The sequence below is a fragment of the Streptomyces sp. Root1310 genome (assembly GCF_001426425.1).
Taxonomy (GTDB): Bacteria; Actinomycetota; Actinomycetes; order Streptomycetales; family Streptomycetaceae; genus Streptomyces.
On sequence record NZ_LMEQ01000030.1, the window covers coordinates 93349 to 118741 of the forward strand.

Genomic DNA, 25393 nt, shown 5'->3' on the forward strand with positions numbered 1-25393 from the left:
GGGTGTCCGCGTGGACGCCGACGCGGTGAGTCCCGAGCGCATGACCGGGCGACCTGCTCGACCCGGCCCGGCGGATGCTGCCGGACACCCCGCCGGCCGGACCGGAACACGGTGAGCGGTCGATCGCCGATCCCGTTCAGGGGACCTCGCCGTCCATGTCGCGCGACCGTACGGGTTTGCCTTCGCGGTGAGCGGCAACGCGATGTCCATGAGTGAACCGAACAGGAAGACGAGTGAACAGTCCGCAGCCGAGCGGGTGACCGCGTCCAAGGCCCGGCGCACCGCGGACAAGGCGACCGCTCCGGCGGCCCGGGCCGCGAAGAGCGCCGCGACGAAGACGGACGACGCCGCGTCGGCCACCAGGTCCGGAGTCCAGCGCTCGGCCGAGGCGACGACCGGTGCCGTGCAGAGCGCGGCGCACAGTGCCTCACGCGGTGTCGAGGCGGGCCGTCAGGCGATCGTCGCGACGTCGGGCCAGGTCGCCGCGACGGCCAAGACGGCGTGGACGGTCATCGCGCACCGGAAGCTGATCGCCGCCGGAGTGGGCGCCGGCCTCTCCGCGCTGACCGCGGCCTCGTACGCCGTGGGCCGGCGCTCCGGCCGCTCCCCGCAGGGCCCTCTCACCCGGCTCACCGGCGGTCGGATCTGACCCTTTCGGATCGCGGTCAGGAGATCGGCCCCCGGCGGGAACCCGCCGGGGGCCGGGTCGTGCCCGGCCCGAGCGCCCACCGGCGGCGGACCTGCGGCGGGACACAAGTCGGCTCCATACGGGGCCGCGTCGACGTCGCGCCCGACGTCGCGCCGGTGTCGCTGCCACGGTTCAGGAGCATCGCAGCGGGAGGCGTCGCGTTCCCGGAGACCTTCGATATGACGCGTGACACCCTGCGGCTGCCTCGGGTGGGGCATGGGCGATGATGATGGGAATGGACGCTCGTTTCCTCGGTATCCCTGATCTGGTCGAGACTCCGTCCGTGGCGGTCGTGGTCGACGTCATGCGCGCTTACACCGTGGCCGCCTGGGCCTTCGCCCAGGGCGCGGAAAAGATCGTTCTCGCCGGGTCACTGGACGAGGCCCTGGCGCTCAAGGCCCGCCACCCGGATTGGGTGGCACTCAAAGACGGTCCGCCCGCGCCCGGGTTCGACGCCGTCAACTCCCCGGGCCTGCTGCGGTCCGTCGACCTCGGTGGACGGACCGTCGTGCAGAAGACCACGGCAGGGACGGTCGGCGCCCTGGCGGTCAAGGAAGCGTCGCTGGTGCTGTGCGCCGGGTTCGTGGTGGCGGAGGCGACGGCTCGGCTCCTGCGGACCCGCGGGAGCGCCCGTGTCACGTTCGTGGTCACCGGCGAGGACGGGCGGGCCGACGAAGATCTGGCCTGTGCTCAGTACATCGCCGCGCGGGTCACCGAGGCCGAGACGGACGCTGCCGGTTTCCTCCGCCGTGCTGCCGAGTCGCGCGCCGCCGCCGAACTGGCGGAGGGGGTGCGCCAAGGAGTCCATCCCGACGACGTCGCGCTCTGCCTCGAGGTCGACCGGTTCCCCTTCGCCATGGTGGCGACTTCGGAAGGCTCCCTCATGGTCCTCCGCCCCCACGCCTGGTGAGCGGTCAGGGACGGGGGTAGACGCCGCACGACGTGACCGGCTTGCCGTTCGCGTCGTCGAGGCAGACCCCGGCGTACGAGCCGCCGCCGACGACATCGGCGGGCAGGGTCGCGGGCACCGAGGTCACCGTGTTGCAGTGCGTGCTGCTGCTCCGGGGACCCAGCGGGTTGGCATAGGCGTCGAACACGCTGTACCAAGCCCTGCGGCAGCCCACGGACTTCAGCGTCCCCGTGAAGGCCACCGACCGGTTGTACCAGGTCAGGGTGCCCGAGATGTAACTGCCGGCGCCGTCGGCCACGTAGACCGGGGTGGTGGGGTAGGCGGCGGCCGTGGCCGGAGCCGCCGCGACCGGCGTCGCGGTCAGTGCCGCGGACAGGACCAGGCCCGCCGCGGTGAAGAGGGTGGGAGCGGATCGGCGCAACACGACGTAGGTCTCCTTGCGTGCAGAATTCGCGGGACGACGCCACAAGGCTGCCCGCAGCCCTCGCCGTGAACCCTGGTGCAGCGCGGCGCGGTCCCGGACGGCACGCCGCCCCTCTCCCGTCACCGGGCGACTGCTCTCAGCCGTCCTTGTACACCGTGAAGTAGTTCCTGGAGGGGAACTCGAGCCTGAACACCATGCCGTACTCGCGGCGCAGGGTCGTGACGCCGGTGGAGGCCGGCTCACGCAGGCACCGCTGGACGGGCGGAACGCCGGGGGCGCACGCCCGTGGTTCCTCGACCAGTTGACGCGTTCCCTGCTGCCGGACCTGGTCCCAGTCGAGCGTGGCCGTACCCGCGCTGAACAGCTGGTGCGGCTCACCGGTGCCCGGCCCCTGCGGGTCGCCTGTGGTGCCCCGGTAGTAGTCGACGACCTTGGTCGCGTAGTCGAAGTCGTGGCCGAAGGGAATCGGGGAGGTCTCGGGGTCGCCCGCGGCGAGGATGCCGTCGATCGTGTCCGGCACCTGGTGCGGGTCGGCGCCGAAGTAGGCGGTCACGTACATCGTGCAGCGGATCTTGTACCGGTCGTCCCCGTCCTGGAAGAACCACTCCTTCGCCTGTCCGCCCGCGCACGAGTCGTCCACGGTGACCAGTCCGAGGGTGAGCGCGGTGTGGACGTCCCAGTGGTCGACGGTCGTCCGGATCTCCTGCTCCACCTGCTCGCGGGCCCTGACCGCCTCGGCGCCGCCGGCGAGTTCGCGGACGGTTCTCGGGCTGGTGGCCCCGTCCTGCGAACAGGCGGTCACCGCAAGCAGCGCCATGCCGACCGTGCCCAGCAGGGCTCTGGTGTGCCGTCGATTCCCCACCACTGTCGCTCCCTCCTTTCCGTCTCCACGGCCACTGTGGACGCAGGGAGCGTGAGGTCGCATGAGTACGCGTACTCAGCGCGGACCGGGGCCCGTCGGGTGCGCCGGTGCCGCGTACGGCTGGTGGGAGGGAGGCACGTCCGCGGGTCCGGCCCCGGTGCCGGCGTGTGCTCCGACGCGCGCGCACGCCGCCCGCGACGGCGCCGCGGTGGTCACCGTCTCGGGCCCGCGACGGCGTAGGCCGCGGTGCCGGCGACCGCGAGGACCAGGGCCGTCCAGGTGCCGGCCGCCGTGCCGGGCGGCAGCAGCATCCAGCTCGCCACCCGCATCGGCGCGCTCGCCGGGGGCGGGGCGAAGAACGAGAACGACAGCCAGGCGAACGGCGGCGTCCAGGCGTACCGGCCGCCCGAGAGCGCCGCGCCCAGGGCCGCCAGCCCCATCAGGCCCGCGCTGTCGCGGAGGACGAACGCGGTGGTGGCCCGGTCCTCGCCCATGGCCTGCGTGGCCAGCACAATTGTGCCGATGACCGCCCCGCAGAGCAGCACATGTGCCGCCCTGCGGGGCACCCAGCGGATCGCGGCGGTCCGGTCCAGTGCGGGGTCCTGCCCGCCGAGCCCGACCGAGGCCGCCATCGCCCCCGTGGCGAGGACGAGCACGGGCAGCCGCGGATCACCGGGCCCCCCGCCGCCGTCCCGGGCGAGCGACCACACCGCCAGCGCGCCGACCAGCACCGCCGCGAGCGACGCGGGTACCTGGCGCGAGCGCGCGTACAAGGTCAGCCATCTCATCGGGACGCTCCGCCGCTCAACGCGTCGAAGGCGTCGCCCTCGCAGGAGAACGCGGCGGCGCGCATCGCGTCGATCCGCGCGAGCTGTTCGGCCCGGGGCAGCGCCCTGAGTTCCTTCCACACCGGGCGGGTCTCGGCGTCGACCTCGCGGCGCAGCCTCGCCGGCAAGGTGCCGGGCAGCGGCCCGAGGTCCCCGAGGACCCAGCCCACCGCGACGGTCTGCGCGTACTCGTCGTTGCCGAAGCCGCTCCAGCCGACGGGGGAGCACCCCGGCACCATGCCTTTGGCGATCAGGGCCCGGGTCAGCTCCTCGCCCTTCGCGGCGGCGATGATGTCGTCGTCGAAGTCGAAGAGCACGCTCCCGCGGGACCACTGCGGCGTGGAGCCCTCCGGCTGCCGGCCGGCGTTCTCCCGGACGTCGACCGGCGCGCGGCTGCCCAGGGCGGCGCGCAGCAGGCGCAGCGCCTCTTCACCAGGGCCCGCGAGGTCGGCGAGCCGCGCCTGCTGTGTCCTCGTCACGCATACCGGGCCGTCGCACACCAGCTCGGCGGCGTCCTCGTCGACGACGTACATCCGGTGCGGGTCGGAGGGCAGGACGAACAGGGCGAGCGCCGCGCCCGCCAGGACGGGTGTCAGGGCGGCCAGCCGGGCACGCGGCGTCGCGGCGACCAGCAGCGCGAAGCCGGTCGCGGCCATGGCGAGCAGCCAGATCGTCTGCCCGACGTGCACGGCGGCGGAGAGGGTGACGAGTGCGTCGTGTGCTTCCTGGACCGCCGGGGACAGCAGGGAGACCCGGTTCGGCTCCGTGCCCGGGATCCCGCTCGTCGTGGTCGTCTCCGTGCGGCCCCACGACATCTGCATGAGCGCCGTGAACACGAAGGCGCCCATGGCCAGCGCGGGGGGCGTGAGCACGGACGGCAGGGCCCGCGCGGCCCCCATGCCCAGCAGGGCCCCCGCGACGAGCGAGAGTGCCCCCACCAGCGAGATCGGCAGCCACCCGAGGTGCGTGTACTCGGTGTGGGCGACCACCTGGACCGCGCCCACGAGGACGAGGAGCGCGAAGGCGGAGGCCAGCGTGAGCGCCGTCGGGCCCGCCAGCGCGGCCGCGCGGTGCCGGGCGGGCCGCGGCGTGCTCGTCAGCAGCTCGGACATCTTCGAGCGGTGGTCGCGCAGGCCCTGCAGCGCCCCGAGCCCCACGGCGAGCGGCCACAGGTAGAACAGCAGGCCGCGGGTCCACAGGGCCATCGACGTCCACTGGGCCGTCCACGCCGTGGTCCCCGTCCACCACGCTCCGGGAATCAGGTACAGGAACGCCAGTGCCGGTACCAGGATCACGGCGCCGGCCCACGGGGCGACGGAACGTCTCGACTCGATACGCAGTACGCGGACGTTCACCAGGTGCCCCTTGCCTGCGCGGGGTTGAGCAGCAGTGCCGAGTAGCCGCGCTCCAGCGGGCTGTCACCCGCGTCCTCGGGGCCGCCCACGGAGGCCAGTTCGTCCGGAGGGCCCTGGAAGACCAGCCGGCCCTCGTCGAAGAGCACCACATTCGTACAGGCGGCGGCGACGTCCTCCACCAGGTGGGTCGAGACGACCACGCAGGTGTCCGTGCCCAACTCCTGGAGCAGTTCGCGAAAGCGCAGCCGCTGCACCGGGTCCAGGCCCACGGTCGGCTCGTCCAGCAGCAGGATCGTCGGGTCGTTGACGATCGCCTGGGCGATGCCGACCCTGCGCACCATGCCGCCCGACAGGGCCTTCATCTTCTCGTCGGCGCGGTCGGCCAGACCCACCCGTTCCACCGCGCGCTGCACGGCGGCCGGGATGTCCGCCTTGGGCACCTCCTTCAGCCACGCCATGTACTCGACGAACTCGCGCACGGTGAAGCGCTTGTAGTAGCCGAACTCCTGCGGAAGGTAACCGATCCGGCGGCGCAGCGCACGGTGCTCACCCCTGCCGCCCGCGGACTCGCCGAGCATCTCCAGGGTGCCCTCGGTGGGGCGCAGTACGGTGGCCAGTGTCCGGATGAGGGTGGTCTTGCCCGCGCCGTTGGGGCCGAGAAGGCCGTGTACGCCGGTGCCCAGCGACAGGTCGAGGCCGTTGACAGCCATCCGTCTCCTGCCGACCCTGACCTTCAGCCCGGTCGCCCGGATCTCCCAGGCGTAGGCCGTCGGTGCGAGGTCGGCCGCACTCACCGCGGATGTCATGTGGTGTTCCTTCCGGATCGTCATCGATGGGCCCCCAGTACGCTGTACGCCCCTCTGCGGGCGATCACGACACCGGTACCGAGTGCGAGGATCAGCCCCCACGCGGGCAGACCCCCCGTCTGCAGGGCGAAGGCCGTACGGCTGGTGGCCAGGGTCGGCGCCACGACCACCGCGGCCCACACGGCGGTCAGCGCGACGGCGGCGCGGGTCACCCCGATGACACCGCCGAGCGCCAGCGTCGTCGTCGTGAAGGCCAGACAGGGCAGCAGCCACTGAGCCACCATCACCCCCGTCACCCAGCCGCCCACCAGCAACGCGGGGACGACCACGGCGAGCACGGACGCGGTGCGTCGCAGCACCAGATAGAGCCCGGCCCTGGGCACCGAGGCCGTCAGTTCGTACGCAGGGTCCAGGCCGCGCGACCAGGACGCGGCGACGCCGAGCACGGGCAGCACCGGCGCGAGCAGCAGCACCGGCGACACCTCGCCGTATCCGGTGCCGGCCAGGTCGAGCAGCAGGGCCAGCAGCGTCACGCCCACGACCATGGCCAGCCACGGCACCATCGTCGGCGTCATCCATCTCGACAGCGGCGCCGACCACCGCCGGCCGCGCGGCATCGTGGCGGTGACCGCCAACCGGGGCTGGAGGCCGGACCATACGGTGTCGACGAGCGCCGCCACGGCGGGGACCTCGGCCTCGACGGTGGCGGACAGCCGGTCCCGGCACCCCCGGCACGTCTCCAGATGGGCCTCCACGGCCCACACCTCGTCGGCGGTGAGGCCCGTGCCGCCGCGCGCGTAACCGTCGATGATCCACCTCGACGCGTGTTCCATGGTCATGCCAGCGCCCTCCGCATCGCGATCCGGGCCCGGCGGGCACGGGTCTTGACCGTTCCCTCGGGCAACCCGAGCAGGACGGCGGTCTCCCGGACGGACAGTCCGTCGAGCACCATCGCCTGCAGTACCTGTCTCAACTCCGGTGCGAGACGGCGCAGCGCGTCCCCGACATCACCGCCGACGGTCGCCGCGAGGGCTTCCTCCTCGGCGGCGGGCGCCGCGTCGGGGACGGCGGCGGCCGGCGGCGGCTCCGCGTGGTGGGCCCTGCGCCGGAACGCGTCGACGAGGCGGCGCGCCGCGATCGTCCACAGCCAACCGGTCGCCGATCCGCCGACCGCGGCCCCGGCGAACGCGCCCGCCGCGCGCCACACCGCCAGATAGGTCTCCTGCATGACCTCCGCGACGATCTGCTCGTCCCCGCACCGGCGGCGCAGCCGCACCGCCAGCCAGGGCGACGTACGGCGGTACAGCTCCTCGAACGCGGCACGGTCACCTCTGGCCACCAGCCGGACGAGACGCTCCTCGTCCGGTGCGCGGGGTGCCTTGCTGATTGATCTCACACCGGCTAGACGCCCGAGCCGGACGACGGGTTTTCCTGCCGATGTGATCCGCGCCACATGCGGGACGGCCCGCGGCGTCGACTCCACCGAAGCCTCGCCCGTTCACGCAATGCGCGTGCGGCCGGTCCGGAGGATCTCGCCGACGCCGCCCGCGGCCCGCCCCGGGGGAGCGTCACTTCCCCGCCGGCCTGCCGTCTCCGAACTCCCCTCGTCCGCGACCGGCTTCGGAAGTGGGCCACCGATGGCGCCCGGAACAGGGGGACTCCCCGCCCAGCTCGCCCGGGCCGATGCCGAGGGGGATCCCCACGGAACCTCTTTCGCCGTGAGGGAAGGGGCCTTCGCCCCACTTCGCGAGCGGCGCCCGTCCCGCGTCCCCGCTCCCACTGCGGGCAACTTCCCGGCAGCAAAGGGGACCTCGTCGTCACGCGACACCCGACGGCCCGCTGAGCGCCTCGTCCCGGTCCGCGCCGCGATCGCGCCGCGAAGCCGGCCGTGCTCGCCACACACCCCTGTGAGGTGCCCGCCGCGCGCCGCCACCCCCCGCGCCCTCTGCGCGACTTGATCCGTCCGACATCTTGACCTTGCTCCGGGCCGAGGCTTAGCGTTCCCGCGTTCGAGTCGGATTGAAACGATTCAAAACCAAGAACGATCATCTGGGAGCGCTCATGCGGGAACCGGTCGAGCAGGTCGAGCAGGGCGGCGGGATGTCACGGCGGGCGGTTCTCGCCGCCGGGGCGACGGTGGGCATCGCGGCCGGGATCGTGGCCGCCCTGGGATCCGGGACGGCGGCCGCGGCGGCGCCGTCCGTCACCGGGGCGCCCGGGCCGGCCGCCGACTGGTTCGCCGCTCCCGCCCGTTCGGTGCGGCCCAGGTTCCGCTGGTGGTGGCCGGACGGTCTGGTGAACGCCGACGAGATCGCCCGCGAGGTCGACCAGATCGCGGACGCCGGGTTCGGCGGCGCGGAGATCGCCGCCGTCCACCACAGCATCAAGGACAAATCGGTCCTGGACACCGCGCACCACGGGTGGGGCAGCCGGCCCTGGCGCGAGGGCGTCGAGGCCGCGCTGCGCCGGGCCGCGAGACGGGGCCTCACCATCGACCTCACGCTCGGCCCCAGCTGGCCCGTCGCGGTCCCCGGTATCACCCCGGACGACGACGCGGCCGCGAAGGAACTCGTGCACGGCCGGGCCGCGTTGAGCGGCGGAGCCACCTTCCGGGGACCGGTGCCGCCACCCGTGCACGCGCCCGCCGCCGGGGTGACCCGGCAGCGGCTCCTCGCCGTACAGGCCGCCCGCGTCGAACCCGCGTACTCCACCCGCAAGGAGACCGGACTCGACCTCGCCAGCGTCCGCGACCTCACCTCCACCGTCGCCGAGGACGGCACCCTGACCTGGACGGCTCCCGACACCGGTGAGTGGACGCTGATCTCCTACTGGACGCGCGGCAGCGGTCAGCAGCCCGAGTCCGGCCCGCACTCCGCGCCCGCCGCCTACGTCGTCGACCACCTCGACCCGGCGGGCACCGCGGCCGTCACCGGCTTCTGGGAACAGCAGCTGCTGACCCCCACCGTGCGGAGCCTGCTGAAGGCGGCCGGCGGCGCCTTCTTCGAGGACTCCGTGGAGCTGGAGACGGACGGGCTGACCTGGACTCCGGCCCTGCCGGACGCCTTCGCCGAGCACACCGGCCGGCCCCTGCTGCCCTGTCTGCCCGCCCTCGTCCTCAGCGACAGCAACCAGGTGTTCGCCTTCGAGGCGCAGCTGACCCGGCAGATCAGACACGACTTCTGGGAGACCTTCTCGGAACTCTTCAACCGGCACCACGTGCGCGCGCTGAGGGACTGGGCCCACTCCCTCGGCATGACCCTGCGCGCCCAGCCCTACGGACTGCAGACCGACGCCATCGAGTCCGCGGCGATCCTCGACATCCCCGAGGGCGAATCCCTCGGCTTCAAGAACCTCGACGACTTCCGCTGTCTCGCGGGCGGCAGGGACATGGCGGGCCACACGGTGCTGTCCTGCGAGTCGGGCGCCTACAACGGCTCCGCGTACGGCACCACCTGGGACCGCTTCCTGCGCACCATGGGCGGCGCCTACGCGGCGGGCGTCAACCAGACCGTCGTCCACGGGTTCTCCTACGCCACCGCCCCCGGCGCGAGCTGGCCCGGCTTCGCCGCCTTCAGCCCGTACAACGGCACCCCGGGGTACGGCGAGTCGTGGGGACCCCGGCAGCCCAGCTGGCACCACGTGGCGGACATCGCGGACTACCTCGGCCGGGTGCACGGCGTGCTCCAGTCCGGCACCGCCCGCGCCGACGTCGCCGTCTTCCGGCAGACCGGCTACGCCTCCACCGGCATCGGCGCGTCCTGGTTCACCGCGACCGGCGTCCCGCTCGGCTGGACGCACCAGTTCCTCAGCGGTCCACTGCTCGACCTGCCGAACGCCACCGTCTCGGGCGGCCGGCTCGCCCCGAACGGACCCGCCTACAAAGCCCTGTTCGTCGAAGGCGACTTCTTCTACTCCTCCACCCCCACCCTCGCCACGGCCGACGCCCGCCGCCTGCTGGCGCTGGCCGAGGCCGGCCTGCCGATCGTCCTGCTGGGCGCCTTCGACCAGCCGCTCACCCCGGGGGTCCCCGACGACGGCGAGACCGACCGGCTGCGGGAGCTCCTGACCCGGCTGCTCGCTCTGCCGCACGTCACCCGGATCACCGACAAGACCGCCGTGGGCGACGCCCTCGCCGGGCTCGGAGTCACCCCGGACGTACGCCACGCCACCGCCTCCACGCTGTTGAACGCCCACCGCGTCACCCGGGACGCCGACTTCTACTACCTCTGCAACGGCAAGCACGCGGAGACGGTCAAACCCCCCGTGGCCGCGATCGACCACCAGGTGACACTGCGCCACACCCGCCGCACACGGGGCGGGACGACGATCCCCTACCTGCTCGACCCCTGGACGGGGGAAGCCACGCGGATCGCCCGGTACACCGAGGACGACGGCGACGTCACCGTGCGGGTCGCCCTCCAGCCCGGCCAGGTGATGATCGTCGCACTGGGACGTCCGGGCCTCTTCGGCGACCGGAACGGGGCCAAGCCGCACGTCGTCGACACCGACGCCTGCGAAGTCCTCTTCGACGGACGCTCCCTGACGGTCCGTTCGACCGAGGCGGGCACCCTTACGACGCGGCTGTCCTCGGGCCGTACGGTCACCACGGCCGTCCCGTACGTACCCGCCCCCGTCACCCCGGGCCGATGGCAGCTGGACGTCGACGACTGGTACCCCGGCTCCTCCGCGACCCGGACCGACCACGTCCACCGCACGCTGACCCTCGACACGCTGCTGCCCTGGTCGCGGATCCCGGAACTGGCCGACTCCGCGGGCATCGGACGCTACCGGACGACGATCGACCTGCCGGCCGGGTGGACCTCCGCGCACGGTGCCCACCTGGAACTCGGACAGGTCTCCGACACCGCCCGTGTCACCGTCAACGGCACCGGCGCCCCGCCCCTCGACCGTCTGCACCCGGTCGTCGACGTGGGCCCCCTGCTCCGGCGCGGCCGCAACGTGATCGAGGTCGAGGTGGCGATCCCGCTCGTCAACCGGCTCCGGGTCGCCCAGCCCGCGGTCTTCGGCGCCGTCGCCCGGCAGGACTTCGGTCTCGTGGGACCCGTACGACTCGTCCCGTACGGGCAGGGCACGGTCGGCTGAGGGAACGGGGGCCGGGGCGCGACACCCTCCGGGCGACGCCTTTCGGACGTGTCGCGGCCGCCGGAACGACCGCCGGCCCGGCCCCCGCACCGACCTTCGGCGCGCCGATCCAGACCATCGGCCGACTGCGCACCGCGCCCGCCACCAGCACCGTGGGGGCATGGAGCGAACGAATCGGATCAGCCGGGCCGGATTCCTGGCCGGGACGGCGGCGGTCGGCGCGGCGGCCGTGCTCGGACCGGCGGGACGGGCGCACGCCACGGGACGAGGGCGCGGTCTGCGGCACCGGGGCGTCGTCTACACGGTGGGGGAGGGCGAGACCCCGGCCACGGGATGGACCGCCGAGCGGATGCGGGCGGACCTGCGCGCCGTCCGCCACGACCTGCACGCCGACACCGTCGACGTCACCGGCGACGGCGTGGAACGTCTCGCCGCGACCGCGACCGAGGCCGCCGAACACGGCCTGCACATCTGGCTGCAGCCCACGCTCGGGGACGTCCCGGCGCGGGACATCCTCGAACATCTCGCGGAGACCGGCCGGGTCGCGCAGCGGCTGCGCAGGCAGGGAGCGAGCGTGGACTTCAGCGTGGGCTGCGAGTTCTGGCTCTTCGTGCCCGGCATCGTGCCGGGGGACACGGTGCTGGAGCGCGTACGCAACCTCATGAACGGGACCTACGACCCCGTGGTCATGCAGCGCCGTCTGGACGCCTTCACGGCGCGGGCCGCAAGGACGGGCCGCTCGGTCTTCGACGGCCGGCTGTCCTACGCCGCCGCACAGGACGACCGGGTCGACTGGTCCCTGTTCGACGTCGTCGGCATCGACTACTACTCCTCCTTCCCGCGACCCGCCGACCATGTGAAAGAGCTGCGCCGCCACACGCGATGGGGGAAGCCGCTGGCCATCACCGAGTTCGGCACCTGCGCCTATGTGGGTGCCCCGGACACGGGCGGGATGGGATGGGACGTGGTCGACCACGACAAGGACCCCGAGGAGATCAAGGGCCACCTGGTCCGCAGCGAACGCACCCAGGCCGACTACGTCAGCACCCTCCTCGACGTCTTCGAGTCGATGGGGCTGTACGCGGCGATGGCCTTCGAGTTCGTCACCCCGGACGCCCCGCACCGCGCCGACGACCCCCGATACGACCTCGACCTGGCGTCCTACGCCGTCACCAGAACCGTCCATCGGCGACCCGGTCACCCGGAAGCCGGCTGGCACTGGGAACCGAAGCAGGCCTTCCACGCCCTGGCCCGCCACTACGGCCGGCGCGCCACCCCGCGCTGAGCGGACCGACCGGCTCCGCGCGGCTACCCCGCGTCCGGGAAGCCGATCTCCTCCGGCGCCGCCTCCGGCCCTTCGCGCGGCCCTTCCGGCGCCCGCCTGCTCTCCGACCGCTCCGCCCGGCGCGCGTTCTCCGCCCGCATCGCCGTCAGCCACGGCCACAGGTCGGGCAGCCGCTGCGCCGCGCAGGTCAGCCGGTGCTCGATGCGGCAGCGCTGGGCCGGAACCGGCGGGCACACCCCGTACACCGTCACCCGCCCGTCGGACAGAACGATCCACCGGTGCTCCGCGGGCACGAGGTGGGCGAGGACGTCCACCCCCGGCTCCAGCAGCACCCAGTCCTGCTCCAGCGTCAGCACCCGGTCCTGCGGCAGTCCGCAGTACGGGCACGTGTACATCCGTCCACGGCCCCACCGCCGCGAACCCTCGTGATCGACGGCCCCCATACGGTGAGCGTGCGCCCCGAACGCCGTCGGACGCACGCCGCCTTCCGGACGGGACCCCTGAGCCCGCCCGGGCCCGACACGGCAGCCGAGACACCCCAGGACCGCACGAACCCCCACCGGCCCACCCGTCACGGCCGGACAGACGCGGCGGACATCGGGGACCACCACACCCCTCGGGCGACGGGCGCCCACCGGTCGCCCCCCGCCCGCCCGTGGGTAGAGTCTGGGCGTCACGCGGGCGGGCAGGTCCGGCGGGCGCTGCGGACACGGAGGGCGGAACGGCCGATGAGCTACGCGATGCTGGTGGACCCCAGGGCCGAGGGCGGCGGCGCACCGTGGCTGTCGCTGCCCGCCGGGACCGCCCTGAACGACGCCGCCGAGGTCCTGCGGCGGTGGCTGAACGAGGAGGAACGACCGGACCGGCTTCTGCTCGTCGTGGGCGACGAGCGGATCGGGGCCACCTCGAGCACCTATCTGCGCATCGTTCTGGAGATGCAGCCGGCGCGCGGACCCGGCGACGAGGTGCGGGCCGCGGCCCCCGGGGAGTCGACCCGGTTCCGTGTGATCGCGTTCCGCTGCGCGCAGTGCGGGAGTTGCGCCTACACCGCCTTCTACGACGACCGGTACCGCCCGGTGTGCCGAGCCGGCGACCACGGTCCGATGGAACTGAGGTGAGCCCGGCGTGAGCCTCGGGCCCGTCGTTCCCAAGCCGCTCGACGGCTCGGTCAGGTTCTTCTCGGTGGCCTATCTGCCGACCTACGCGGCGACGGTGTTCGTCCTGCTCCTGGTCTGGGCCGGGGCGCCCGGAGCCGATGTCTCCCTGCGACGGGCCTGGCGCACCGCCACCGAGGTCGGCGCCGGGCAGGCGGTGTGGATCGTGGTCGGGACGACCGTGGTCGCCGTGCTGTTCCAGCCCTTCCAACTGGCCGTGGTGCGCCTGCTGGAGGGCGGTTGGCCCGAGGCGCTCGGTGCCGGTCCGCTCCGCGCGCTCCAGCGCCGGCGCAGAGCCCGGCTCGCGGGCCGGGCCGAACTCGCCGGGCCGGCCGGGGAGTCGTCGCCCGCACAGGTGCAGCGGGCGGGCGCCGCCGCGGCCGCGCTGCGACGCCGGTATCCGCTCCCGGACCACCTCGTGCGGCCGACGGCCCTGGGCAACGTGCTGGCGGCGCTGCGCGACACGGCCGGACGGGACCACGGCTGGGACGCCACGGTCGCCTGGCCGCGGCTGTACCCGGTGCTCGGTGACCGTGCGCGTGCCGTCGTCGACGACGGCCGCGACTCCCTCGACGCGGCGGCACGGCTGTGCGTCACCACCGCGGTGACCGCCCTCCTCAGCGCCGGGCTGCTGTTCCGTTCGGGCTGGTGGATGCTGCTCGCCCTGGCGCCGGCCGCCGTCGCCCTGCTCGCCTATCACGGGGCCGTCCAGGCGGCACTGACCTACGGCGACGCCGTGCTCGCCGCGTTCGAACTGCACCGCTTCGACCTGCTCCGGGCCCTGCACCTGCCGCTGCCCGACAGCCTCCGGGAGGAGCGGACCCTGGCGGAGGCGCTGTGCCTGCACTGGCGGCAGGGCCTGCCGCCGCCCTCCCGGTACCTGCACCCCGTCGACTCACCGCCCCCGCCCGCGACTTGAGGGACCGGACCCGGCGGAGGAGCCGCCCGCGGCGCCCTGCCCCGCGCCGCCCCCCCCGACCCTATGGTGGGGGTATGGGCAACGATGTTCCCCGCTTCGGGCGGCCGGCAGGGCCGTCCATCGACGAGCTGCACCGCCAGGGCTTACGGGAGTTGGAGCTCTACCACCGCACGGGGGACGTCGGCGCGCTGCTGCGGGCGCGCGATCTCGACCGGCGGGTCGTCGACGCCACCTCCGACGCCACTCCCGGCCGGGATGTGCATCTGAGGAACCTCGCCCACGCGGAGGCGGAACTCTACGAGCACACCCGGGATCTGCCGACCCTGCGGCGCGCGATCCACTGCTACCGGCGCGCCGTCGACGTGGCCCCCGACGGGCACCCGTACCGCGAGATCCATCTGTACGGTCTGGGCCGCGCCCTGCGCCTGCTGCACCACCACACCGGCGAACTCCCCGCGTTGGAGGAGGCGGCCGAACTGCTGCGCCGTTGCGTGGCGTTGCCGCCCGCGATGCCCGGCGAGCGGGCCGCCCAACTCGGCGGTCTCGCGGAGACGCTGGGGGAGCTGTACGACCTCGACGGCGACCGCGAGCGGCTGCGGGAGGCCGTGGCGGTACAACGGCGGGCACTGGCCCACACCCCGCCGGACAGTCCGGCACACCTGCCCAGGCAGATCAATCTCGCCTCGTTCCTCAGCAGTTGGTACCAGCTGACCCGGGAGCGGGCCGCTCTGGACGAGGCGGTGGACGGCCTGCGCAGGGCCCGAGACGAGATGCTCGGGAACGGCGGCGGGGAGCCGTGGCAGCTGGCCGCCAATCTCGCCGGGGTCCTGACGGAGCGGTTCCGGCTCGACGGCCGACTGGACGAACTGGACGAGGCCGTCGCCCTCCTGCGGCACGTCATCGAGGCGGACCTGGCGCTCGACGACTTCGACCGCCTCGTGATGACCCTGCGGGCAGCCGCACTCGCGTTGCGGCGGGCGGAGCACTCCGGCGCGGTGGAGTGGGCGGACTGGGCCGTGCGCACCCTGAGGGAGACCGCCCGGACGTTTTCCCACAAGGATCCCCACGAGGATCCCCACCACGGCGTGGTGCTGTCCGAGCTGGGCAAGGCCTACGCGGGGCGGTACGGCCTCACGGACGATCCGGCCGACCTCGAGGCGGCCATCGGCACGCTCGGCACCGCCCTCGACCTGCTGGGCTCGGACGAGGGCTCCGCCGAGAACGCCAGGGCCGCCGCCGCGGATCTCGCCGCCCAACTCGCCCGCCGCCACCGCCGCACCGGCGATTCCGCCGATCTGGACCGGGCCATCGACCTCCAGCGGGACGCGGTCCGGCACGTCCCCCGGGACAGCCCCAACTACGCGACGCTGCACGTGGCCCTCGGCCAGACCCTGCTCCAGCGTTTCCAGACCCGCAACGACCTCGGCGACCTCGACCGGTGCGCCGACCATCTGCACCGGGCCCTGGCCGCCCTGCCACCGCACGCGCCGGACCGCTCCGCCGTGCTGTCCACCCTCGGCAGCGCTCATCTCGCCCGCTACGAGCACACCGGTCACCCGCCGCATCTGCACGAGGCCGTCGACATCCAGCGCGAGGCCCTCGCCGCCTGCCCGGCCGGAGACGTCCAACGGCCGCTCCTGCTGGGCAACCTCGCTCTGCTGCTGCGGCTGCGCCACGACGCCGTCCAGGTCGGCGCCGCCGACCTCGACGAGGCGGTGGGCCTGTTCCGCCAGGTACTGGCCCTGCGGCCGGCCCACTCCGGGGCGGGCCGGATCACCCTCCTGCAGCTGGCCGAGACGCTGCGGTCGCGCGCCGAGGCCCGGGGGAGCGAGGCCGACCTCACGGAATCCGTCGACTTGCTGCGCACCCTCGTCGGCGGTTACCCGGCCGAGCACCCCGCACAGATCTCCGCGCGCACCGCGCTGGCCGAGGCGCTGCACAAACTGTCCCTGGCGACGGGCGACGAACGGCTCCTGGCGGAGGCCGTCGAGGTGGCGCGGGGCTCGGTCGAGGTGTGGACCGCGCCCGTCCACGACCGGCTGCGCGCCCGCGCCACGCTCGGGCAGGTGTGCGGCACCCGGCACGACTGGGAGGCGGCCCGTCACTGGCTGACGGAGGCGGTACGGCTCCTGCCGCGGCTGGCCGCCCGCGATCTGAACCGCACGGACCAGCAGTACCTGCTGGCCCGTGAGCACGGTCTGGCGGCCGAGGCGGCCGCGTACGCCCTGGAGGCCGGCCGGCCCGAACAGGCCCTGGAGGTCCTGGAACACGGGCGCGGCGTGCTGCTCGGCCGTCTCCTGGAGTCCCGGGAGACCGATGTGGCGCGGCTGCGCGAGCACGCACCGGCGCTCGCCGAACGTTTCGTGCGGCTGCGCGACGCCGAGGATCCGGTGCCGCCCGGCACGGACGCGTCCTCCGCGGCGGGGGAGCGGGCGGCCGCCGAACGGATGCGGACCCACGAGGCGGAGTGGGACGAACTGGTGGACGAGATACGGTCCCTGCCCGGGATGGCGGACTTCCTGCGGCCGCCGCCCGCGGAGGAGATCGTCCGGCGGGCCGGTGCGGGGCCGGTCGTGGTGATCAACATCAGTATCCGCTGCGACGCCCTGATCGTGGCCGACGGGGTGCTCGACGTGGTTCCCCTGGGGATCACCGCCGAGGAGGTCCAGGACAGAGTGGCCGGATTCCTCGCCGCGGTCGACGCTTCGGCCGACGGTTCCGAGGGCTCAGACAGCTCCGACGGGCCCGCCCGTCCCGCCCGCCCCGACGGCCTCGCCGGGCGGCTGGCCCGGCAGGAGACCGTCGCGGAGACACTGGAGTGGCTGTGGGACACGATCACCGGACCGGTCCTGGAACGGCTCACCGCCGTCCTGCCGTCCGGTCCCGGCGGCGCTCCCGCGCGCGTGTGGTGGTGCCCCCAGGGACCGCTGGCCTTCCTGCCCCTGCACGCGGCCGGCTACCACGGCCCCCGGGCCGGCACCGACGGTGAGCGGTGTGCGCTGGCGCGGGTGGCCTCCTCGTACACGTCCACCGTGGCCGCGCTCCACCACGCGCGCACCCGGCGAGAGGGAAGCGCCGGCGGCGGCTCGGAGCAGCTGATCGTCAGCATGTCGCGGACCCCGGGGGCGGGGGACCTGCCGAACGCGGACGCGGAGGCGCGCGCCGTGGGCCGGCACCTGACGAACGGACGAGCACCCGTCTCGCTCGTCAACGAGAGGGCGACCCGGGACGGCGTGCTGGAGGCGTTGCGGCACGCGCGGTCCGTGCATTTCGCCTGCCATGCCGTGGCCGACACACAGGACCCCTCGGCGTGCCGCATCCTGACCCATGACCACGCGACCCGTCCGCTCACCGTCACCGACGTCGCCGGGCTGCGCCTCGACGGCGCGCACCTGGCCTATCTGTCCGCGTGCGCCACGTCGGCCACCCGGCAGGATCTGGTGGACGAGGCCGTCCACATCACCGGCGCCTTCCAACTGGCGGGATTCCGGCACGTGGTGGGCACCCTGTGGCCGGTCGGGGACGAGCTGGCGCCGGAGATGGCCACCGCCTTCTACGCGGCACTCGCCGGAGAGGCCCCGGCGGACACCGGGGCGGCAGGGGCGGTGCGGGCGGCAGCGGCGGCAGGGCCGGCCGGGGCGGATCCCCGGGCGGAGGACGACCGTGTGGCCCTCGCCCTGCATGCCACGGTGACCGACCTGCACACCCGGTACGCATGGTTCCCTTCGCTGTGGGCCTCGCACATCCACGTGGGCGTCTGAGCGGCGCCGCGGCCGCCGAGGGCGGCGACGCTCAGCCGTCGGCCCCCATGACTAGGCGCAGGTTCGCCCGCGCCTCTGCGGTGCGCGGGTCGCCGGGACCGAACCGGCGCTCGTAGACGGCGACCACCTTGCGGCACAGGGCCTCCGCCTCGGCGCGGCCACCCCGGCGGTGCACCATCGCGGCCAGGTTGCGCATTCCGCCGACCGTGCGGGGGTGATCCGTGCCGTAGATCGCGGAGTAGCCGTCCACGACCGTGCGCATCAGCGCCTCGGCCTCACCCGCCCGGCCCGCTCCGTGCAGCACCGAGGCCAGGTTCTGCCGGGCCGACAGCGTGTCCACGTGGCCCGCGCCCCGGCTCCGCGCCCGGAAGTCGACCACCACCCGGTACTGCCGCTCCGCCTCGGCCCACCGGCCCTGGTCGGAGAGGACGGCGGCCTGGTTGGCCCGTGCGTTCATACTCAGCTCGTCGTCGGCGCCGAACAGCCGTCCGGCGTCCCGCGCCACCTGTCCGTACAGCCGCTCGGCCTCCTCGACCCGCCCCTGCGCACGCAGGGCGCCGGCCAGGTCGTTGCGACTGCCCAGAGTGGACCGGTGCTCCTGGCCCAGGACCCGCTCGCGGACCGCCAGCACCTCGCGGACCAGCCGCTCCGCCTCGGCCGGCCGCCTCATCCGCAGGGTGAGGCGAGCGACCCGGGCCAGGCTGGTCAGGGCTTCGGGGTCGGCGGCCCCGGACGCGCGGACCTGTTCGGCCCACACCGCCCGGGTCAGCTGCTCCGCCTCCGTCAGCTCGCCCAGCTCCTCCAGCGCACGCGCCAGGGAGGACGTGGCTTCCAGGGTGTCGGGGTGGCCGTGGCCGAGCACGGTCCGGCGCCCGGTCACCGCATGGCGGTACAGCTCGACCGCGTCGCTCGCGGAGCCCTGCCCCCTCAGCACCTCGGCCAGCTCGAACGCCGCCGTGAGCGTGTCGGGATGCGTCGCGCCCCTGTTCTCGTAGGCGGCGCTCAGGGTCAAGCGTGCCTTGGCCTCCGGCGTCATCGTGTAGGTGATGTTCACTTCCGGGATCCCGTCGGCCCCGTCCCGTCGGGTGACGCTGTAGGAGATGCCCTCGGCCAGCTCGCCGCTCCCGACGTTCTCCGGCTCCACCGGCCCGGGTTGCGGGCTCGCCTTCCGCCGCCGCCCCGGCCCTCGCCATCCACCACTCATCGACCGCCCCTCCCCCTGGCGCGATTTCTGATCCGTCCCCATGGTCGCGCAAGGGCCCGCGCGAACCTAGGGCGAGTCCGCGCCAGGAAGGGAGCTCCGCCGGCCCCGACCGGATTCGCGCCGCCGACCGGATTCCTGCCGGGCCATGACCGGATTCGTGCCGGGTTCCGGCCGCTGTCCTGGTCGACGCATGGAACGGCCGGTCGCGGTTACTCCGTTGTCATGGCACGCACATCGAAATCCGACCACGACGACACCACGCCGTCGGCGACCGGTCGGGCGGGCACGCCGGGGCCGGACGAGCAGGTGGAACGGCGGACGCCGGACGGGCCGGGACAGTTGCCGAAGCGCTCCTGGCCGGCCGTGTTCAAGGGCACCCTGCGGGAGTTCAAGGACGACGAACTCACGGACCGGGCCGCGGCACTGACGTACTACGGGGTGCTGTCGATGTTCCCGGCCCTGCTGGTGCTGGTGTCGCTCCTGGGGCTGGCGGGGAAGTCGGCGACCGACGAGGTCCTGGACAACCTCCGCAAGGTGGCGCCCGGTTCGGCCCGCGACATCATCAGCGACGCGGTGCAGCAGTTGCAGGGGCGGGGCGGCGTCGGCTCGGTCATGGCGATCGTCGGTCTGGTGCTGGCGGTGTGGTCGGCGTCCGGCTACACGGCGGCCTTCATCCGCAGCGCCAACGCGGTCTACGACATGCCCGAGGGGCGGCCGGTGTGGAAGGTGCTGCCGCTGCGCGTGGGGGTGACGGTGGTGCTTCTGGTGCTCGCCGTCGCCAGCGCGCTGATCGTGGTGTTCACCGGCGGTCTGGCCCGGCAGGCCGGTGCCGCGCTGGGCATCGGGGACACGGCGCTGACCGCGTGGTCCATCGCGAAGTGGCCGGTGCTGGTACTCCTGGTGACGATCATGATCGCCCTGCTGTACTGGGCGACGCCGAACGTCCGGGGGCGCGGATTGCGGTGGATCACGCCCGGGAGCGTGCTGGCGCTCGTGATCTGGCTGATCGCCTCCGCCGGCTTCGCCTTCTACGTGGCCAATTTCGGCTCGTACAACAAGACGTACGGCACGCTTGCCGGCGTGATCGTCTTCCTGGTGTGGCTGTGGATCAGCAACATCGCGATCCTGCTCGGCCTGGAGTTCGACGCCGAGCTGGCCCGGCAGCGGGCCGTGGCCGGCGGGTTGCCCGAGGGTGAGGAACCGTACGTCCGGCCCCGGGACACCCGTGCCTGGAGCGAGGACGACAGGCACGGTGCGCAGTGACCGCGCGTTCAGCGCACCGGGAAGCCGAAGGAGTACCCCTGCTGCTTCAGCCACGGCAGGATCTCGCGCAGGGCCGCCACGGTCTGTGAGCGGTCCCCGCCCGCGTCGTGGAAGAGGATCGTCGGGCCGTTGGACACCTCGTTCTTGACGGTGGCGACGATGGCGGCGGGGCCCGGCCGTTCGAAGTCCTTGGTGTCGACGTTCCAGCCCAGCGGTCGCATCCCGCGCGAGGCGGCGAGATCACGGCTGTAGGGGGTGAAGGCACCGCCCGGCGCCCGGTAGTACACCGGGCGGACGCCCCCGGAGGCCTCGGTGATCATCCGCTCGGCGTCCAGGATCTGCTGCGACTGGTAGGAGTCGGGCTTGGTGTCCATGGTGGTGTCGTGCGAGACCGTGTGGTTGCACAGCCGGTGGCCGTCCGCCACCACGGCCTTGACCAGGTCCGGGTGGGCCTGGGCCTGCGTGCCCACCATGCAGAAGGTCGCCTTCACATCGTTGTCCCGCAGCACCTGGAGGACCTGCGGCGTCCAGTCGGGGTCGGGACCGTCGTCGATCGTGATGTTGACGCCGCGGGCACCGTGGTCCGAGGCATGGGCGATGTCCACCGACACCCGGGCGGGCACGGAACCCGCGGCGGAGGGGCTCGCCGAGGCGCCCGCTCCCGCCTGTCCTCCGCTGACCGGTCCGGCCTGCGCGGTCCACACCGAGGTGACGGCGGCCATCGCCGTCACACCGACCGCCGCCGCGATAACCCGGCCGTACCATCCCCGCCCGCCATGCCGCGCCATGTCTGCCCTGTTCGTGTCGTGTCGGTGGACCCCGTGCCCCGGTGATCCCGTGCAGCTGTCAGGACGGCGAAAGGGCCCGGCGGGATCCGCCTGTTACCGATCACGGACAATTTCGCAGGGGTTCCGGGACGCAAGGACGCCCGTGCCCCCAACGGGCGGCTGTGTGAAGCCCGTTGGGGGCACGCTGTTCACGGGCCCAGCGGGACGCACAGCAGGGCGGCGGGGCCCGGTGTGCTGCCGAACCGGGTGGTGAAGGCGATGCCCGCGGCGTACTCGTCGGCGGCGCACTGGCCCTTGTAGCGGCCTTGGGCGAAGTCGCCGCCGGTGTCGGCGGGGCGGTTGTCGGACCGGTCGAACCAGACGGTCCGTCCGGACCGGCCCAGCGCGGTGCGGGTGGACACGCACAGGGCGGCCGACACGCGTTCCCCCCGGCGGCTGTAGCCGATGAGGAACTGCCCGGCTGGGCACTGGAGTTTGGTGTAGCCGCCGGCCCAGTCGCCGCCGGCGGGCACGTGGCGTTCGTCGGTGACGACCGTCTGCGTGCCGCCCGGGGCCCGCAGGTCGCCGCCGGTGGTGTCGGTGCACAGACCCCGGCCGCCGGTGTGGCTGAGGCCGATCAGCCGAAGACCGTCCGGGCAGGCGGCCTTGGAGGCCCCGGGGTCCCAGTCCCCGCCGGCCCGCACCCGCAGGGAGCGCACCGCGTCGCCGTGGTCGGTGGAGAGCATGCGCCGCACCGGCACCGGCGGGACGGTCCCGGTGCGGGTCGCGGACGTCATGAGGTGGTCCCAGGCCGCGCCGCGCCAGTCGGCCTGGTCGAGGATGCCGTACCGTCGCCCGGCCGTGTCGTAGCGCAGGAGCGCCCAGTCGTCGTGGCCCTCCCAGCCGACCAGGGGCCAGTAGGCGAAGTCGGCGTCGTGGTCGGCGAAGTAGTCGGTGAGGTTGCCGAACCAGGTGCGGGCGGCGGCGCCGGTCTCCTGGGCGCCGATGCCGAACTCGCTGATCCACACGGGCGCGGTGTGGTGCTGTCCCGCCGTGGTGACGAAGAAGGCCTGGTCGGTGAGGACCTGGGACAGCTGGTCGCGGGTCAGGTCCTGGTAGCGCGGGTCGTGGGTCTCGCCGATCCCGGTGGCACCGCTGTGCCGGGGACCGGTGTAGCCGTAGAAGTGGGCGGAGTAGACCAGCTTGTGCGCGTCCAGGAGCGTGTGCGAGAGCGTGCGGACGGGCGCGAGGGTGGGGCGCTCGTGGGGCAGCCCGTCCACGGGCAGCCCGGTCCAGTTGATGCCTTCGACGACGACGAGGAGGTCGGGGTCGGCCTCGGTGAGGATGCGGTCCGCGGCGAGCTGGGCCGCCGCGTACCAGTCGTGGTCGTCGCCCAGGCCCCAGTTGGGGTCGTCCAGCACGTCACGGCGCACCTCGTTGTAGAGATCCGCGCCCACGACACGGGAGTCGGCGGAGTAGCGGCGGGCCATGAAGACCCAGTCGTCCGTCCACTGCCGGGTGGTCTGAGCGCTGTTCCAGCGTTCGTTGCCGTCCACGCCGCAGCACCAGCGGGTGGTGTTGGTGTGGTTGTTGAGGATGACAGCGAACCCGTCGCCGGTCAGGGCGGCCACGACGGCGTCGAAGATCTGCAGGGGTGTGCTGCCGCGTAGCCGCGGGTTGGCCGTGACCGCGGTGTCCGGCACCGGGGTCGTCGTGCGGATCATCTCGTTGGAGAAGGGCAGCCGGATGCTGTTGATGCCGAGCCGGTGGAAGTCGGCGAGCAGCTCGGACAGCGGGGCGCGGTCCAGGCCGAGGGGTATGCCGGAGGAGTTCTGGCCGGCGTGGTGGGCGGCGGGATCGGCGGCGCTGCCGCTTCCCGACCACGAGCCCTGGGCGCCGTCCCAGTTGGCGGACTTCAGGCGGAAGCGTCGTCCTTGAGCGTCGACGATGTAGCGGCCCCGGGTGGACAGGGGTGGCTGCCAGTCCTCCGCCGGGGGAGCGGCCTGGGTGGCGGGCGCGGTGGCGTCGCGGGCGGCGGCCGGGGTCGCGGCGGCCGCGGCCGGTGCCGGGGCCAGCAGCGTGAGAACCACGGCCGCTGATGTCAGGTACTTGACAAGTCTGGGAGTCTGCATCCGGTCCTCTGCGGGGCGCGGTGGGGGTGGCGAACGGCGACCGACAGCCTACGAAATCCCGGCCGGGATGTCCCGGGGGCTGTCGGGAACACGCGCTCGCTACGGGCGTACCCCGCGCCGCGCCCGGCGCCGGCCCCTGGAGGCGGGCGCCGGGGATCGTCCGGACGGCCGGTGTCACCAGGTGTGCGCGACATCCACCACGAGGTGGTCGGCGAGGCGCAGCACCCGGAACGGCAGGCGCGCACGTACGCCGAGCCCGAACTGCGTCACCCCTTCGAAGCTCCCGGCGTAGCGGGTGTCCCGGAAGGTGCTGTAGCCCGTGAGGTTCACGCCCGGCAGCGGCTGCGCCACCCGTCCCGGATAGGTGGGTGTGCCGGTCTCGGGGTTGTAGGAGGGCGCGTTGACCCGCACCTCCAGGATGGCACCGCCGCCGACGGCGATGGGGCGGCCCGAGCCGTCCTGGTAGAGCCGGTCGACATAGGCGACCGAGAAGCCGAGTTCGGCGGCGCCCGCGCCCGGCACGTCGACGACGAACCGGTCGTAACAGTCGTGGCGGCCCGTCCTGACGTTCGTCAGCGGTGTCGCCGTGCCGGCGGAGTACGTCTTGTCCAGGCTGCCCCAGCCGGTGGGGCAGGCCGTGGCGGCCCGGGTGGCCGTGGCCGTGGCGGGGGCGGCGGTGGCCGGGACCGCCGCCACACCCAGGGTGGCGGCCAGCAGAGCGGCGGTGGCCCAGAGTGTTCTGTTTCGCACCATGATCTCCCCCTAGGGACGTGTGTGGTGATGTGTCGGTTAAAAACAGAGACAACCTGATTGCCCCATAGGTTGCACTGTTTTCCGTCTCGATGTGGCGTCGGTGTGCCCGGCCGCCCCGGGCTGGTCGCGAGCGGGCCCGCGGACTCCGGCGGGCCGCACGCGGGACACACGCCGGGGCCCGTTCACACGACTGACAAGGAGCCGTCACACAGGACCGGAATGCCCGGCCGGCCGCCCCTGGTTCTCGCTGACATGACCTTGGGAGTAGCACTCGACGCGAGCGACGCCGACAACCAGATCGACGCCACCGTGCGGCTCGCACAGGAGGCCCGGGCCGCCGGGCTGCGGTCGGCCTGGTTCGGGCAGACCTTCGGCGCGGACTCGCCCCAGCTCGCGGCGATCGTCGGGCGCGAGGTGCCCGGCCTGCACGTGGGGACGTCCGCGATTCCCGTCTTCGGCCGCCACCCGCTGCTGGTGTCCAGCCAGGCCCAGACCGCCCAGGCGGCCACGCACGGCCGCTACCATCTCGGACTGGCGCTCGGCACCAGGCTCCTGACCGAGACGGGCTTCGGCATCCCCTTCGAACGGCCCATCGCCCGCCTGCGTGAATTCCTCACCGCCCTGCGGCAGTTGACCGAGACCGGCACCGCCGACTTCCACGGAGAACTGCTCACCGCCACCACCCCGCTCCCGGCGCGGGTGCCGGGCGCCGAGGCCGGCGTGCCGCTGCTCGTCGCCGCCATGGGTCCCCAGGCGCTCCGGGCCAGCGGCGAGCTGGCGGACGGGATCCTGCCCTACCTGGCGGGACCGCGCGCCCTGGAGGAGCACATCGTCCCGGCGGTCACCGCCGCGGCCCGGGCCGCGGGGCGCCCCGCGCCCCGGATCGTCGCCCTGGTGTACGGAGTGGTCACCGACGACGCCGACGCCGTACGGGAGAAGGCCGCCGAACAGCTGGCGTTCTACGAACAGTTCCCGTCCTACGCGCGGGTCGTCGAACTCTCCGGCGGCCGGCGGGCCGCCGACGTGGCGGTGATCGGCGACGAGCGGGCGGTCGCCGCCGAGGTGCGCCGCTACCGCGAGGCCGGGGCGACGGAGGTGGTCTTCTCGGGCACGGGCATCGCCGGGGCCGCCGCACGCCGCCGCACCTGGGCACTCCTCGGAGAACTCGCCGGGTGAGCGC

Annotated in this window: 21 protein-coding genes; 9 read left to right on the top strand and 12 right to left on the bottom strand. The window is 73.7% G+C overall.

Annotation, left to right across the window (positions count from 1 at the left end; translation table 11 throughout):
• Nucleotides 1–202 precede the first annotated feature (202 nt).
• A complete protein-coding gene (locus ASD48_RS27720; RefSeq protein WP_079074001.1) occupies nucleotides 203–649 on the top strand; it encodes a hypothetical protein in 447 nt (148 codons plus the stop codon).
• 274 nt (nucleotides 650–923) lie between these two features.
• Nucleotides 924–1598, top strand: coding sequence for a 2-phosphosulfolactate phosphatase (locus tag ASD48_RS27725; protein ID WP_057604468.1), 675 nt, complete (start codon nucleotides 924–926; stop codon nucleotides 1596–1598).
• 4 nt (nucleotides 1599–1602) lie between these two features.
• Here the strand turns inward: ASD48_RS27725 and ASD48_RS27730 are convergent, their stop codons facing one another.
• The 7 genes from ASD48_RS27730 to ASD48_RS27760 all read right to left on the bottom strand — a co-directional run bounded on the left by ASD48_RS27730 (nucleotide 1603) and on the right by ASD48_RS27760 (nucleotide 7268).
• Entirely contained in the window at nucleotides 1603–2022 is a 420-nt protein-coding gene (locus tag ASD48_RS27730; RefSeq protein WP_242432752.1) for a hypothetical protein, read from the bottom strand.
• A 136-nt stretch (nucleotides 2023–2158) separates the two neighbouring features.
• Nucleotides 2159–2884: a hypothetical protein gene (locus ASD48_RS27735; RefSeq protein WP_157880711.1), complete on the bottom strand. Its 726-nt coding sequence runs from the start codon at nucleotides 2882–2884 to the stop codon at nucleotides 2159–2161.
• Between the two features lie 212 nt (nucleotides 2885–3096).
• A complete protein-coding gene (locus tag ASD48_RS27740; RefSeq protein ID WP_057604470.1) occupies nucleotides 3097–3672 on the bottom strand; it encodes a hypothetical protein in 576 nt (191 codons plus the stop codon).
• On the bottom strand, nucleotides 3669–5066 hold the full coding sequence (locus tag ASD48_RS27745; protein ID WP_057604471.1) for a hypothetical protein: 1398 nt from the start codon (nucleotides 5064–5066) through the stop codon (nucleotides 3669–3671). Before ASD48_RS27745 ends, ASD48_RS27740 begins: the two co-directional genes overlap by 4 nt.
• The gene (locus tag ASD48_RS27750) at nucleotides 5063–5896 is read right to left on the bottom strand and encodes an ABC transporter ATP-binding protein (RefSeq protein ID WP_057604472.1); all 834 of its coding nucleotides are present in this window, start codon (nucleotides 5894–5896) and stop codon (nucleotides 5063–5065) included. Before ASD48_RS27750 ends, ASD48_RS27745 begins: the two co-directional genes overlap by 4 nt.
• Nucleotides 5893–6711, bottom strand: a complete 819-nt coding sequence (locus ASD48_RS27755; protein ID WP_057604473.1) for a zf-HC2 domain-containing protein — start codon at nucleotides 6709–6711, stop codon at nucleotides 5893–5895. The genes ASD48_RS27750 and ASD48_RS27755 overlap by 4 nt, the downstream gene beginning before the upstream one ends.
• The gene (locus tag ASD48_RS27760) at nucleotides 6708–7268 is read right to left on the bottom strand and encodes an RNA polymerase sigma factor (protein ID WP_057604474.1); all 561 of its coding nucleotides are present in this window, start codon (nucleotides 7266–7268) and stop codon (nucleotides 6708–6710) included. Before ASD48_RS27760 ends, ASD48_RS27755 begins: the two co-directional genes overlap by 4 nt.
• A 665-nt stretch (nucleotides 7269–7933) precedes the next feature.
• Here ASD48_RS27760 and ASD48_RS27765 point away from each other — a divergent pair.
• Together ASD48_RS27765 and ASD48_RS27770 are read left to right on the top strand one after the other, a co-directional pair.
• On the top strand, nucleotides 7934–10975 hold the full coding sequence (locus tag ASD48_RS27765) for a glycosyl hydrolase (protein ID WP_057604475.1): 3042 nt from the start codon (nucleotides 7934–7936) through the stop codon (nucleotides 10973–10975).
• A 160-nt stretch (nucleotides 10976–11135) separates the two neighbouring features.
• Nucleotides 11136–12260: a hypothetical protein gene (locus ASD48_RS27770; protein WP_057604476.1), complete on the top strand. Its 1125-nt coding sequence runs from the start codon at nucleotides 11136–11138 to the stop codon at nucleotides 12258–12260.
• A 23-nt stretch (nucleotides 12261–12283) separates the two neighbouring features.
• Here the strand turns inward: ASD48_RS27770 and ASD48_RS27775 are convergent, their stop codons facing one another.
• The gene (locus ASD48_RS27775; protein WP_057605011.1) at nucleotides 12284–12703 is read right to left on the bottom strand and encodes a DUF6083 domain-containing protein; all 420 of its coding nucleotides are present in this window, start codon (nucleotides 12701–12703) and stop codon (nucleotides 12284–12286) included.
• Between the two features lie 285 nt (nucleotides 12704–12988).
• On the opposite strand from ASD48_RS27775, the gene ASD48_RS27780 reads away from it, so the two are divergent.
• The 3 genes from ASD48_RS27780 (at nucleotide 12989) to ASD48_RS27790 (ending at nucleotide 18094) form a co-directional block, all read left to right on the top strand.
• Nucleotides 12989–13378, top strand: a complete 390-nt coding sequence (locus tag ASD48_RS27780) for a hypothetical protein (protein WP_057604477.1) — start codon at nucleotides 12989–12991, stop codon at nucleotides 13376–13378.
• Nucleotides 13379–13385: 7 nt separating this feature from the next.
• On the top strand, nucleotides 13386–14333 hold the full coding sequence (locus ASD48_RS27785) for a hypothetical protein (protein ID WP_057604478.1): 948 nt from the start codon (nucleotides 13386–13388) through the stop codon (nucleotides 14331–14333).
• A 74-nt stretch (nucleotides 14334–14407) separates the two neighbouring features.
• Nucleotides 14408–18094: a CHAT domain-containing protein gene (locus ASD48_RS27790; protein ID WP_057604479.1), complete on the top strand. Its 3687-nt coding sequence runs from the start codon at nucleotides 14408–14410 to the stop codon at nucleotides 18092–18094.
• Between the two features lie 31 nt (nucleotides 18095–18125).
• On the opposite strand, the gene ASD48_RS27795 is transcribed toward ASD48_RS27790, so the two are convergent.
• A complete protein-coding gene (locus ASD48_RS27795; RefSeq protein WP_057604480.1) occupies nucleotides 18126–19238 on the bottom strand; it encodes a tetratricopeptide repeat protein in 1113 nt (370 codons plus the stop codon).
• A gap of 282 nt (nucleotides 19239–19520) precedes the next feature.
• Here ASD48_RS27795 and ASD48_RS27800 point away from each other — a divergent pair, with 282 nt between their 5' ends.
• Nucleotides 19521–20561: a YihY/virulence factor BrkB family protein gene (locus ASD48_RS27800; RefSeq protein ID WP_057604481.1), complete on the top strand. Its 1041-nt coding sequence runs from the start codon at nucleotides 19521–19523 to the stop codon at nucleotides 20559–20561.
• 8 nt (nucleotides 20562–20569) lie between these two features.
• Here the strand turns inward: ASD48_RS27800 and ASD48_RS27805 are convergent, their stop codons facing one another.
• The 3 genes from ASD48_RS27805 to ASD48_RS27815 all read right to left on the bottom strand — a co-directional run bounded on the left by ASD48_RS27805 (nucleotide 20570) and on the right by ASD48_RS27815 (nucleotide 24213).
• A complete protein-coding gene (locus tag ASD48_RS27805; RefSeq protein ID WP_057604482.1) occupies nucleotides 20570–21349 on the bottom strand; it encodes a polysaccharide deacetylase family protein in 780 nt (259 codons plus the stop codon).
• Between the two features lie 188 nt (nucleotides 21350–21537).
• The gene (locus ASD48_RS27810; protein WP_057604483.1) at nucleotides 21538–23460 is read right to left on the bottom strand and encodes a cellulase family glycosylhydrolase; all 1923 of its coding nucleotides are present in this window, start codon (nucleotides 23458–23460) and stop codon (nucleotides 21538–21540) included.
• 174 nt (nucleotides 23461–23634) lie between these two features.
• Nucleotides 23635–24213: a hypothetical protein gene (locus ASD48_RS27815; RefSeq protein ID WP_057604484.1), complete on the bottom strand. Its 579-nt coding sequence runs from the start codon at nucleotides 24211–24213 to the stop codon at nucleotides 23635–23637.
• A gap of 252 nt (nucleotides 24214–24465) precedes the next feature.
• On the opposite strand from ASD48_RS27815, the gene ASD48_RS27820 reads away from it, so the two are divergent.
• Nucleotides 24466–25389 (top strand): TIGR03564 family F420-dependent LLM class oxidoreductase, encoded by a 924-nt coding sequence (locus ASD48_RS27820; protein WP_057605012.1) that lies wholly within the window; start codon nucleotides 24466–24468, stop codon nucleotides 25387–25389.
• Nucleotides 25390–25393 lie beyond the last annotated feature (4 nt).